11 protein-coding genes are annotated in these 12,654 nt (G+C 48.6%); 3 read left to right on the top strand and 8 right to left on the bottom strand.

All coding sequences use genetic code 11. The annotated features are described in order from the left end of the window. Positions 1 to 105 precede the first annotated feature (105 nt). Positions 106 to 1,215, top strand: a complete 1,110-nt coding sequence (locus tag AACZ40_RS13690) for an ABC transporter permease (RefSeq protein WP_291169391.1) — start codon at positions 106 to 108, stop codon at positions 1,213 to 1,215. 9 nt (positions 1,216 to 1,224) lie between these two features. On the opposite strand, the gene AACZ40_RS13685 is transcribed toward AACZ40_RS13690, so the two are convergent. The 3 genes from AACZ40_RS13685 to AACZ40_RS13675 form a co-directional block, all read right to left on the bottom strand. Next, positions 1,225 to 3,546 (bottom strand): transglutaminaseTgpA domain-containing protein, encoded by a 2,322-nt coding sequence (locus AACZ40_RS13685; RefSeq protein WP_291169394.1) that lies wholly within the window; start codon positions 3,544 to 3,546, stop codon positions 1,225 to 1,227. 32 nt (positions 3,547 to 3,578) lie between these two features. Beyond that, positions 3,579 to 4,991, bottom strand: a complete 1,413-nt coding sequence (locus tag AACZ40_RS13680) for a DUF58 domain-containing protein (protein ID WP_339674665.1) — start codon at positions 4,989 to 4,991, stop codon at positions 3,579 to 3,581. 168 nt (positions 4,992 to 5,159) lie between these two features. Further along, complete coding sequence (locus tag AACZ40_RS13675) at positions 5,160 to 5,699, bottom strand: peptide chain release factor-like protein (protein ID WP_291169399.1); 540 nt, start codon at positions 5,697 to 5,699, stop codon at positions 5,160 to 5,162. 340 nt (positions 5,700 to 6,039) lie between these two features. Here AACZ40_RS13675 and AACZ40_RS13670 point away from each other — a divergent pair, with 340 nt between their 5' ends. Beyond that, positions 6,040 to 6,561: a leucine-rich repeat domain-containing protein gene (locus AACZ40_RS13670; protein ID WP_291169403.1), complete on the top strand. Its 522-nt coding sequence runs from the start codon at positions 6,040 to 6,042 to the stop codon at positions 6,559 to 6,561. Between the two features lie 17 nt (positions 6,562 to 6,578). On the opposite strand, the gene AACZ40_RS13665 is transcribed toward AACZ40_RS13670, so the two are convergent. Both AACZ40_RS13665 and AACZ40_RS13660 read right to left on the bottom strand, forming a co-directional pair. Next, complete coding sequence (locus AACZ40_RS13665; RefSeq protein WP_291169405.1) at positions 6,579 to 7,964, bottom strand: sulfatase-like hydrolase/transferase; 1,386 nt, start codon at positions 7,962 to 7,964, stop codon at positions 6,579 to 6,581. 59 nt (positions 7,965 to 8,023) lie between these two features. Then, on the bottom strand, positions 8,024 to 8,716 hold the full coding sequence (locus tag AACZ40_RS13660; protein WP_291169406.1) for a phospholipase D-like domain-containing protein: 693 nt from the start codon (positions 8,714 to 8,716) through the stop codon (positions 8,024 to 8,026). A 224-nt stretch (positions 8,717 to 8,940) separates the two neighbouring features. Here AACZ40_RS13660 and AACZ40_RS13655 point away from each other — a divergent pair, with 224 nt between their 5' ends. Beyond that, positions 8,941 to 9,840: a TIGR01777 family oxidoreductase gene (locus tag AACZ40_RS13655; protein WP_291169407.1), complete on the top strand. Its 900-nt coding sequence runs from the start codon at positions 8,941 to 8,943 to the stop codon at positions 9,838 to 9,840. A gap of 9 nt (positions 9,841 to 9,849) precedes the next feature. Here AACZ40_RS13655 and miaB read toward each other — a convergent pair whose 3' ends face one another. The 3 genes from miaB to efp all read right to left on the bottom strand — a co-directional run bounded on the left by miaB (position 9,850) and on the right by efp (position 12,525). Then, entirely contained in the window at positions 9,850 to 11,373 is a 1,524-nt protein-coding gene (gene miaB, locus AACZ40_RS13650; protein WP_291169409.1) for a tRNA (N6-isopentenyl adenosine(37)-C2)-methylthiotransferase MiaB, read from the bottom strand. A gap of 91 nt (positions 11,374 to 11,464) precedes the next feature. Next, on the bottom strand, positions 11,465 to 11,683 hold the full coding sequence (locus AACZ40_RS13645; protein ID WP_291169412.1) for a hypothetical protein: 219 nt from the start codon (positions 11,681 to 11,683) through the stop codon (positions 11,465 to 11,467). Between the two features lie 269 nt (positions 11,684 to 11,952). Beyond that, complete coding sequence (gene efp / locus AACZ40_RS13640) at positions 11,953 to 12,525, bottom strand: elongation factor P (RefSeq protein WP_291169415.1); 573 nt, start codon at positions 12,523 to 12,525, stop codon at positions 11,953 to 11,955. Positions 12,526 to 12,654: the final 129 nt, after the last annotated feature.

Below are 12,654 nucleotides of genomic sequence, written 5' to 3'. Positions count from 1 at the left end.
TTATGCGTTAGCTGATCCCCGGGTGAAAATTTCCGATCACTGAAGTCAACTGATCCAGAACCAACCTGTTTATTGCAGATTATCTTTTTGAATCATTAAGTCACTATGCAAGAAGAATCAGATAACAAGTCAACCGTTTCAGCAGAGCTGAAAACCGTCAAAAAGTCCCCCAGTTTCTGGGTCGAAACCTGGCAGCGTTTCAAGCGACGAAAAATGGCGATGATGGCTCTGGTCTACATTGGTTTTCTCTGCTTTGTTGCGATTTTTGCCCCCGCGATTGCCGGGACGAAACCGATCATTTGTAAATACAAGGGGCATATCTATTTTCCCGCGCTGGGATACTTCCGCCGACAGTGGGAAAATCCCATTTTCTACAAAGACCGCTTTCGAAATCGCTATCCGGAAAATCTGAAACAGAAAGACCCGGACAGTTGGGCGATCTGGCCCCTGGTGTACCAGGATCCTTACCGTCGCGTCTATGACGATGAGTGGAAGGGGCAGCCCGGTAACCCCACACAAGACAATGGCGCGCCCAGCCTGCGGAACTGGTTTGGAACAGACCAACGGGGTGTAGATGTATTTGCCCAGATGGTGCATGGCACTACGATCGCGCTGCTGGTGGGTTTTGTTTCGATGGGCATCGCTGGAGTGATTGGTATTCTGGTTGGTGCTTTGGCCGGATTCTACGGCAAATGGATTGATATGGTACTCAGTCGCATGATCGAAGTGGTGATGTGCATCCCCACTCTGATTTTAATTCTCGCGATCATTGCCATTATCGATTCACCGACAATCTGGCATATGATGGCAATCATCGGGCTGACCGGCTGGACAGGGATTGCGCGACTGGCGCGGGCCGAATTTATGAGACTGCGCGAAAGCGATTTTGTCCTCGCGGCCCGGACAACCGGGGTTGGACAATTTCGTATCATCTTTCGTTATATATTACCGAACTCACTGGCTCCCGTACTCGTGCCCATTACTTTCGGGATTGCAGCTGCCATTCTGATTGAAAGCGGGCTCAGTTTTCTGGGCTTTGGTGCTCCCCCTCCGAACCCCAGCTGGGGAACGCTGCTGAACCTGGGACGCCAGAACCTGCAGATGTGGTGGCTGATCTTCTTCCCCGGGATGGCGATCTTCCTGGCAGTCCTGGCCTACAACCTGATTGGGGAAGGCCTGCAGGAAGCATCAGACCCGCGGTTACGCGATGCTTGATACTTTGACTTAGCGGTTTTCTTTCTGCTCTTTGGGAGTCAATGCAATCTCCAGTGCTGCCAGCTTCTGCTGCAACTCTTCTGACTGCTCTGAATTCAAGGGATGATCACCGTACCGGACCTGGTAAAACAAATGTGTGAAGAGATCCGGCGTTTCATCCAGGTGGGCCTCTGTGAGCTCGGTACTCAAATCACTTTTGACATGATTTGAGAATTCTTTCTGGGTTTCAGCGGGAGTTCGCACCAGGCCACGGTTTGCCAGCAAAGCTTGAAATTTTTCATAGAATGCCACATTACCTGCCCGGAGCTGTCGTGCCTGATCTCTCTGTCGCCACAGGATTTTTCTGATCAGCCTGATAGAGACACCCAGCAGCCATTTCAAAGCAAAGAATATCCCTGCAATGATGAAAACGGCAGCGCCCCCCTCCCAACTAAACCAGCGTCGGGGAGAAGAAAGAAAGGCTTTAATTGACTTGACCATGTGTATTACTGTTTCACGAAAGTCATACAAGCGACTTCCTAATTTTTTTCCTGCTCTTAGCATGGGATCGTAGAACGCTGATTTCTGACGTTGAAACGAGACACCGATCACATAATCAGACCAGAATTGAGAAAGTGCATTCGAGATGCCTTTCCAGCTTCCCAGTGGTGCTGCATTTTGGGCAACGCTTTCTGCACGCTGAAGACTGGGTGTGGCATCCAGCGTCTGCCAGCGGTCATCCAGAAAAGCCTCGACCCATGAATGGGCATATCGCTGCTGTACCTCAAACTGATTGGATAAATATCCCTGTTCGCCCCCTTTGAAACCGCTGATCACACGACTGGGAATTCCGATAGCCCGCAACATCAAAGCCAGGGCAGAGGCATAATACTCACAGTGCCCCGATTTGCGATTGAAGAGAAAATCTTCAACCGGGTCAATTTCCGGATCCTGAATTGACATATTCAATGTGTAACTGAAGTCCCCTGAATCACGCAGCCAGGATTCAATAAATCTGGCTTTTTCAAGATTGGTTTTGAGTTCCGGATGATCCGCAATCAGTTTCTGCGTAAAAGCGATCAGCCGTTTCAAATCATCCTCTGGCAGGTCCAGATACAGCGCATTGTTATCCAATTGATCAATTACAATATTTGCAGCAGGGTCTTTCGCGGTAAAGACATTGTACCTGGTTTCTCCATCTTCCTCGGGAGGTTGTGTCTGGCGTATTTCCAGGGTTTCGAGATTTAAACTGTTTTCGGTTTTACTCAACATATCCATGCCGACAAAAGGCTGCATGATAAACAGGACTTCGGTCCCGATGGAATCCAGGACGATTTCCTGCCGATAAAGCTGCTTGATTTCGAGTTCTTTCGAGTTATAGAGTCTCCAGCGCGACCGTCGTCTTACTTTACTCCAGCTTCCATTTTTATAGCTCGACAGCACCGCTCCGCGAAACAGTGGTTCATCCATTCCGAATTGTGCGACGAATTCGGAGACGGGCACAGGCTCATCTGTTTCGTTGTCGAATATGGAGAGTTCCAGAACGCGTTCAGAACTTTCCAGGATTTCCCCCATTTCTCCCAGCTGAACTTTCTCGGCAAATCCGACAAGCGGCTTATTACTCGCAGCCAGTGATTCATTTTCAAACAGTGAACGATTCGCCCATAAGCGTGGGATCAATAGAAAGAAACACATCGAAATCAGCAAGGCGCTGATAAAGTAACCGAAACAGGCACCAAAAAACTCCATAGACAACCATTGCCTGGTCTGCTCCGAATGAACACCACCGCGAACATAACTCTTCTGGTTGAAAGGAGACTCGTGTGGATCTTTTCCGACCGTCAGAGACTTCGGAAATGGAGATGACGAATCATGTTGCTGGAATGAATTACGAGTTCGATAGAGTGAGAAGACAGAAAGTGTCCAGATTGAAAGGAACAGGTAAGTCACCAGCAGGAATCCATAATAACCTGAATCAGTCAGTACAGCTCCGACTGCGATCTGCAGAAAACCGAGTGCGCACAACCACCAGTACTGCGTATCGCTTTTTTTCTGCAGGAGAATAATCCAGGTCAGATAAACCAGAAAATGCGCTCCAGAGAGCAGCCTCCCTTCTATATTGGATGTGGTGAATTCCGCACAGACGATCAGAAAGGCCAGCAGTCCCAATATATTGGCCCAGAGCGGACTGAGGCTGAACTTATCCCAGCGGTCCGTAAAGAACAGCGTGATGAGCCCCAGGGGGATCGTCACCAGCTGGGGAAGGACACCACCTTCAGCCATCATGAACATGACGCTGGATAAAGCCACCAACAGGTAAATGCTAATCTGAAAAGTGAGGGTTAAATTCACCAGTCACACTCTCGTATTCAAAATGGATTTCATCAGGTTGTTTCCAGCACCAGCCAGCGGCTGAGTATTTCCGGATCGGCTTCAATTGTTTTACAGGCACCGGATATTTCTTTTCCTCGAGAACCCAGCAGAGAACTGAAGCTGAATCGATTCGAGGTACTGTTTTCTTCGCGAGTCGTCACGAGAACAGTGCGCGTGCGTGGCGAGGCATTTTCAACGACAATATTTGCAAATTCACCCAGTGCTGAGGTATTTCCCGGATCCAGAGTTGCCAGAAAGTCCAGCAGATACTCCAGCCCCTGTGAACCAATGCCAACTTCCAGGACCTCCAGGGTTCCTGCCTGTGTAACAAGTGTCAGTTTCGTGTCCCGACTGTTCTTGAGATGCTCCCGGCACAGTGTTCCCACAAAAGAAACGGCCCACTCCACACGTTCCCGCTGCTGCTGTTTCGCATTTCCCGGCTGCCATAAATCCAGACCGATCACCAGATCATAGTTTCGATTCTGGTGGTACTCCTGGACCATCAATTCCCCCTGCCGGGCGGAACTGCGCCAGTGGATGGCCCGCTGACTGTCTCCGGTTCGATACTCGCGAATATGATTGAATTCGTCATCAAAGACGCCACGCCGACTGCGATTCTGTTGTGCCAGCTCAGCAAGGGAGAAAAAGTCTTCTGACCAGTTCGAACTCAATCGACCAATCTGAGGATGTACGATAATTTCATTCTGTTCGTTAAAAACAGCCCCGCGTTTGACGAGTCCCAGTGGATAACGAGTTGATACGTGTAGCGGCCCAAATTGATAAATACCGCGATGCATCAGTTTGACATAATAATGAGCTGAGAGCTGCTGCCGGGGGCCGACCCTGCGAAACACGACTGAGGCAGAGAGTTCCTCATGTGGATTTTGAAACGTGTCGTTGACCTCCATCAGGTAGGCTGCAATGACTCGTTTATTGTTTTCCAGCAGAATTTCTGCCGTGAATGTTTCTCCGACCATCACCCGTTGCGGAATAATCCGTTTTAACTGGATATTCTTGAGCATACTGTAAGTGATCCAGCCATTCAAAACAAAAGGACCGGTCATCATGGCGAATACCAGCATCAGCATATTTTCGCGTGACAGGACTGAGCCGATAAACAGCACGGTCATCATCAACAGATACACGACACCATCGCGGGGCAGTGAAACGCGATTCCGGCCCATGCGTTTGATCTGGAAACTTTTCAAGTTCGGAAACACAACCAGTAGTACATTGGACAGGCCCCACAAAAACAATCCTGTACTGGCAAATCTCAGGATCAGCGGGAGATTGTGGTGCATCTCTTTCAATGTCAGCGGGAACTGAAAGGTATATGTGAAAATGAAGATTGCCACCAGCATTAAAATCAGCCAGGGGCGCCATGCGCTTCTCTTGTGCCAGAACTCGATCAGGTTATTTTTCATCAATGGTCGATACTGTAGAATACCCTGGAAGACGGTTCATTTTTGCAAAAAGGAACAACCTCTTGATTCATTTATTCTAGCAGCAACCGGGGAAAGATCTACGCTGAAAACGTGAGAGTTCAAGAAGGTTACCAAACCTGTGATTCCCGTTGAAATCAGCAAGCAATCTCATTTCAGGAGATGCAGACCCGATTCGAGACGGCGCTGATTTATTGTTGCAAATGCGCGTGGCTCTTTTTTTAAAAACTTGATTAGCTGCGAGGACGAGCAATTCAGAAACTGACTGGCGGCTTTCACGTCGAATTGAAAATACGTAACCGTGTCCAGTGCTTCGGCAAGCAGAGCGGGAAACTCATCATGCTCCGAGTTGACCTTCAGAGTGCCATTCATCAACCTTCGCTGCCAAAGTGCTGACGGTGATTCCTGAATCTCAGAATTGCGATATCCCAAAGCCAGATTCACGCGCAGACGAAACAGGGCGATCGACCGGTTTCGTCCTTGCTGGCGTCGTTCTGAAGCTTCTCCTGTAATCTTCGTAGGGAGATGTTTGATGACCACACCGGTTTCGACTTTATTACGATGCTGGCCTCCGGGACCAGACCTGCGGACGTGCTCAATCTGACAATCTTTTAACAATGCATCAAGATTCGCACAGGCGGGATGAACATTTTCAGAAAGGTTACGTTCCGAGTTAATTGCTGCCAGCATAAGTCACACTTACCTGTATAGTATTTAAAGTCACGCACAAACCAGATTCCGACGGTCAATTGATTTGAACTGACTGTATTTAGTTGATAAAAGAGTGCGGGAGTTGTTTCAGCGTGCTTCACACTTCACCGCTTACGGTTTATGATGCACGAATCTCCCGTCGGTATGTTATTATAGGCTGCGCGAGATTGATTTCGCCAGTCTGCATTCCAGTATATAAATTATCTCCCCTCAGACCTGTCTTCTTGAATTAAGGAAAGTCTGTTTTCTGTGCGCTGGTTGAGTAAAACGGTTCCCAATTTCATTACATGGTCTGCCCCATAAATCATCAGGTATTCATATGCAAACGCTTCTGAAACCATCAAAATCGATCCTTAAACTACTGGGAATCGTATTCCTGGTCAGTGGACTGGCTACGGGTTGTGGCAAAGCCCATGATCCGAACAGTAAAGAAGCCACTGAATATGTACTCAAACTCGGAGGCACGGTAATACCGGTTCACAGTGAACTTCCGATTGATACTCCGGCTAAAATTCCCGAAGGCAAATTTGCTGTCCGAAAAATTGATCTGACCAATGCCAAGTTTAAAAATATTGATCTGGTAAAGCTTTCCAATTTGCCCTATCTGGAATCGTTGAATCTGCATCGCACGAATCTGACTGATAAAGGACTCGCATCCATTACGGATCTGCCAAAACTGCAATCACTGGAGCTCGCCTATACACGCGTCAGTGATGAGGAAATCAGTAAACTGACACGGTTCCCGCGATTGCGCAAAATCTTTCTGTATGGCACCGCAGCAAAGCCGCAAACGCTCGAAGACCTCAAGTCAAATCTCAAGGGCTGCACCATCTACAAGTGACAGTCAAGCCGGCAGCTTTAATCTTTTGAGGTTGACGTAAGCGGTTTTTGCCAGGGAACACTGCCATACCGCTGAATCTCTGCTCTCAACAATACCGAGAGTTGATTGAATCGGGAGCGATTCTTCTCTGCCAGATTATTGGTTTCCAGAGGATCGGCTTTCAGGTCATACAGTTCCAGCGGTTCGAACGGACTGTTCTGCAGAAGTTTCCATTGACCACTGCGGACGGCTTCAATCGTTTTCCCTCCATAACGATTTCCCCCTTCACGACGCCGGAAAAACCAGTGGGCGCGTAATGGTTCCTGCTGTTTTCCCTCGAGCGTTGGCAGAAAACTGACGCCATCTATTTCAGCGGGGACTTTAATAACACTGGCTTCACATACGGTGGGAAAGATATCCATGCTCATCGCCATAAAGTCAGTCTGCGAATGTGGCGTAATGTGATTTTTCCAGACCACGCCGGTGGGTACTTTCAAACCGCCTTCATACATACTCTGTTTGCCAGCACGCAGGGGACCGTTATTCGCGCCGACACTTAACTGTCCGCCGTTATCAGAGCTGAAGACGATCAATGTGTTATTACTTAAACCGGTTTCATCCAGGGTCTGAATGACCTTTCCGATTCCTGCGTCCAGATGTTCAATCAATGCCACCAGTTTTGCCCGGCTCGGATCGATCTCTGCTTCGCGTTGTTTGACTTTCTCCTGCCAATCCTGCGGCGGCTGAATGGGAGTATGCGGAGCGTTATACGCGAGATACAGCAGGAACGGGCTTTCCGATTTCGCCTGCTGCTTTAAATACTCACAGGTCCAGTCCGTAAACAGATCAGTCGCGTGTCCTTTGGGGTCAATCGTTTCCTGATTCCATCGCATATAGTTCACATTGTGGCGACGGTGCAGATAGTAGTCGTCCATCATATCTCCCAGAAAACCGCGAAAGAGATCAAAGCCCCGTTCGTTGGGTGTATTGGGTGATTCCAGCCCCAGATGCCATTTACCGATAATGGCGGTCTGGTAGCCGGCAGATCCGAACAGATCAGCCAGTGTCACAGCAGAAGGTTTCAGGTAACCCCAACTGTTTTCGGGATGAGTACGAATCACGCCGGGTACTCCTACCAGATCCTGATAATGACCTGTCAATAATGCGGCCCGGGTAGGAGAGCAGACAGGACAGTTCGCGTAAAAATTACGAAACTTCATGCCCCGGTTTAATAATGCATCAATGTGCGGTGATTTTAAATCGGTGGCGCCGTAGCTGCTTAAATCACCATAGCCCAGGTCATCAACCAGAATCACCAGCACATTGGGACGAGACTCTGGCGTCGAAGCGGCCCATGTAAGGGAATGGGAAAACAGCAAGAACAGTACAAAGAATATTGTGCTTAACCGGTTTGGTCTTTTCATATTCACTGCTACTTTCTGATTGAGGGGAACCTGCGATTGAATCATTAAGTAATCGGATCTTAGACAACGAAGCCATTCCATAGTTTTTCAAATTCGGATTCGAAACGCACCAGCAGTTGCGGATCATTTGTGATCACCAGATTCTCAGAATTGTTGAGGGAAGCACTGCGAGTCCAGTTATAACTGCCCGTTAATACAAATTCGGAATCAAACAGAGCAAATTTATGATGCATGTGATATTCCGTCCGGTCAGTTCTGACAGGGATGCCTGAACTTTCCAGTCGTTCAATGTCAGATCCCAGATCGAAGGATTTTTCATTATCCGTAATAATTCTGATTTGAACCTGTCGCGCGTGCGCACCCAGAATTGCTTCAGTGACGCGATCATCGGTAATGGTAAAAACGCAAATGTCGATCTTCTTGCGAGCAGAAGTCATCAGTCGGCAGATGCGATGAGAACAGTCATCATGCGGACTGAACAAGGCTTCCGAACTGAGAGCCGCTTCTTTTGTATTGGTATTCGCCAGAATTTTCATCAGATCTTCCAGCCACGATAATGCCTGTGCACCGGAGTCGCCAGCCGGTTTGTGTTCACGAAATATCTGAAACGCTTCATTACGAATCAATGACAGATTATGATCTGTGAGGCTGACATGTGAAAATATCTGATTCAATGCAGAACGCTCACTGCGAGTCATCTGAAAATCTTCAAATGTCTGCAGTAACATATTCCGAATTTGTGAGCGATCCATATCAGGGAAATGCCTATAATGGTTGTGAAGAATTAAAGAAAAAGCGGCTTGAGATTTCGGATGCATACTGCTTCAATTTATACTAGTGGAGTGTCATTTTCAAATTATGGGTTGATCGATATCACAAGATTGCGACAACGGAGCACGTAAACAACACCTCCGACCCTCAATTTCTGGCTTGACAAAGCACTAGCGTTATAACTCTCTATGGAAAAGAGACTCAAATGAAACTGTTGATTTCAGGCAGCTCCGGTCTTGTTGGTTCCCGCTTCTGCCAGAAGCTGGATGAAGATCCTGCCTGCGAAACCGTACGCCTGGTTCGAAAGCAATCTTCAGAAAAGCAGGGCACCACGGTCTTGTGGCAGCCCACAAGTGACAGCATGGATTTAAGTCACTTTACCGGAGTCGATGCGGTCATTCACCTGGGCGGCGTGAATATTGCGGACAAACGCTGGTCACCGGAAATCAAAAAGAAAATCTATAACAGCCGTGTTCAGTCCACACGTCTGCTGGCGAATTCGATGGCCCAGCTGGAGCAGCCTCCCTCGACTTTTATCTGTGCCTCGGCGATCGGCTACTATGGTGATCGCCGAGATGAACGCCTCGGGGAGAACAGTTCGCGGGGAATTGGGTTCCTGGCTGATGTCTGTGAGGGATGGGAATCAGCAACTCAACCTGCCAGAGATGCCGGGATTCGTGTCGTCAACACTCGGTTTGGAATGATTCTCGATAAACAGGGAGGGGCATTAGCACAAATGCTGACACCTTTTCGGTTCGGAGTTGGAGGAAAACTGGGAAGTGGCTCACAGTACTGGAGCTGGATCGCCTTACCGGATGTCGTCAATGCGATTCTGTTCTGCCTGCAGCATTCTGAAATTCAGGGGCCTGTCAATTTTGTGGCGCCCGATGAAGTCACGAATCTGGAATTTACCAAAACACTGGGAAAAGTTCTCTCACGGCCAACATGTCTGCCGGTTCCTGCCTGGGCCGTTAAAACCATCTTTGGTGAGATGGGGCAGGAGTTGATGCTGAGTAGTGCACGCGTGACACCAGAGAAACTGCAGTCAGCCGGTTATAAGTTCACGTATCCGAAACTCGAAGACGCATTCCGCGGGCTGCTGTAATCGGTGAGGCTACTGCAGAATCGGCAGCGAAGAACCGGCGTTGTGCTGAAATTCTTTCGTGACAATTCCCCCGATCAGGGTCGTAGGAGTCACATCGAAGATTTCCACAGTCGCCAGTGAGCCAGCCAGACGTGGGTTACCGTCAAAGACCACAATCCGATCACAGTTCGACCGACCGACCAGCTGTTCTGCCAGAGATGCTTCGATGGCTTTCTGAGCTGACTTACTGGGGCCTTCCACCAGGACTTCTACCTGCTTACCAATAAATCCGGCATTGTCTTCTTCACTGATCTGATTCTGTACATCCAGCATTTCGTTATTACGGCGTTTTTTGACTTCGTCTGGAATTTCGTCTTTGAACCGTTCTGCCGCTTTGGTGCCCGGTCGCTCGCTGTATTTAAAAATGAAACTGTTTTTGAAACGAAACTCGCGAATCGACTCCAGGCTGAGTTGATGGGATTCTTCAGTTTCGCCGGGATGACCGACGATAAAATCGCTGGACACAGAACAACCGGGGAGTATCTCGTTCACACGCTGCATCATCTCCCGGTAATCTTCTACCGTATAACCACGCTTCATGACTTTCAGAACATCATTACATCCGTGCTGGAGTGGAACGTGCAGATAGCGGGTTGCTTTAGGCAGGTCTCGAATGGCCTCCAGCAAATCGGTGGTCATGTCTTTGGGATAACTGGTGACAAACTTGATCCGGTTGATCCCTTCGACCTCGTTAATCAGATACAGCAGATCGGAGAGCCGGTAGAGTTTACCATCCTGTGTATGTTTATAACTGTTGACAGTCTGACCGAGCAGCGTGACTTCCTTGACTCCCTGGTCGGCGAGGACTTTGACCTCAGAGAGAATCTCTCGGGGGGAGCGGCTCTGCTCGGGACCGCGGGTCGAAGGAACCACACAGTACGAGCAGAATTTGTCACACCCGATCATGATCCGCACGAATGCCTGGTAAGGCGACGGACGCATCTCCGGATCACGCAGTGGATCATAACTCTGAAAACTGTTGGTGATTTCCGCAAGCTTGCCATCTTTGCGTCCCAGTCCCACTGCCAGTTCGCGGCTGCGTACATTCTGACTGTGATTGACGCGTGCCTTATCGATCAGACTGGCAACCTGCGCCAGTTGTCCGGTTCCTACAACGAAATCGACCTGCGGCGCTTTTTGAAAAATCAGATTCTGATCTTTCTGTGCCATACAGCCCATGACCCCGATCACTTTTTTGGGGTTTTTTCGGGCACCATAGCGCAGCCGGCCTAAGGAACTGTAAATCTTGTGTTCTGCATGTTCCCGGACGCTACAGGTGTTGAACAGAATGGTTTCTGCTTCTTTGACGTCCCGGGTCAGTTCATAGCCGCGTTTCCGCAAATCGGCTACCACCAGTTCACTGTCCAGCATATTCATCTGGCAGCCAACGGTTTCGATATAGAGCTTATGGTTGTGATCCGTCACGACATCAGCCTGACTTTCGGCAGGCAGGAATTCGGACTCAGATTCACTCGTTTGATCAACTTGAGACATGGACTGCTTTTACTACTGGTTAATATTTGGGGTCGACATTCGTGCCGTAAAACGAAATTACTGGCGTTTGCTGAAACAGCGACACCAGTAGTCAAGCTGCGGAAGCTTTTCGCTCTGCAGGGTTCCGCTCCATCTGCTGCTCGGCGGAATCAGTCTCGGTCGCCCGATTTCCCGGTTGAGATATCTCCTGGGTATATTCGATCGCCAGTTGCCGGACAACGACTTTCTTGTGATGCGTCATCAGGGAAGCCAGCGACTTCAAAGCCAAGAGTGAAGCGACGACATACAAAACCAGATTCCAGACATCCATGTCAATCCTCCTTGAGATCCATGGTGGCGTTCAGTGCGAATTCCGTGAGATTCTACTTCATAACTCCCTTAAACTCCTCGCTCAGTTACTGATACGAGGATGATTCAGCTATTTTTGGCGACACAAGTGAATAATTCAATATCATTTACGCCTGATTCATGAAACCTGCGCAAAAGAATCATAAAATCTAAGTATTCAGAGCCTGTTTTGGGGCATATCATCGCAATTGAGGCTGAAAACTCTCATTGTCAGCCTCAATTGACTCATTGTCAGTCGCGAATTCGCTCAATATAAGAACCAGTCGCTGTATCCACTTTGATTTTCTCACCCACGTTGATGAAGGCAGGGACATGGACGGTGGCACCGGTTTCAATGGTAGCCGGTTTGGTCACATTCGTGGCTGTATTACCTTTCGCAGCGGGTTCGGTATAAGTGACTTCCACCACGACCTGCTGGGGAGGATCCATGCCGATCAGCTGATCATTCCAGAACAGCAGGTTGCAGATGGCGCCATCCAGCAGATAATCTGCCGCATCTCCACATACCGATTCGTCAATGGTGTACTGTTCGTAGGTTTCGTTATCCATAAAGTGCAGACCGGTGGCATCTTTATACATGTACTGCCCGTCACCTTTACGGATATCGGCCTGTTCCAGACTTTCACCACCACTTTTATAGGTGCGATCCAGGATGGTGCCTTTCAGCAGATTCCGCAATTTTGTGCGGTACAGGGCCTGGCCTTTGCCCGGTTTGACAAAGTTAACTTCAATCATTTCGTAAGGATCACCATCGACGATCACTTTGACACCCTTGCGAAAATCGCCTGTACTGATTTGTGGCATCGCTTAATTTCTCTGACAATAAAAGTGTTGGGAAAAGGTCATTTGAGTTTTGTTTCCAAGGGCGAGAGAATAACATATCTTTGATCGGTTGCAAACGGAGAGCAGTCGAAATGTCAGTCAATTTTCACT

Origin of the sequence: uncultured Gimesia sp., assembly GCF_963972345.1 — a bacterium.
Lineage (GTDB): Bacteria > Planctomycetota > Planctomycetia > Planctomycetales > Planctomycetaceae > Gimesia.
The sequence above is the reverse complement of the archived record's forward strand: the minus strand, read 5'-3'. Positions and strand labels throughout refer to the sequence as shown.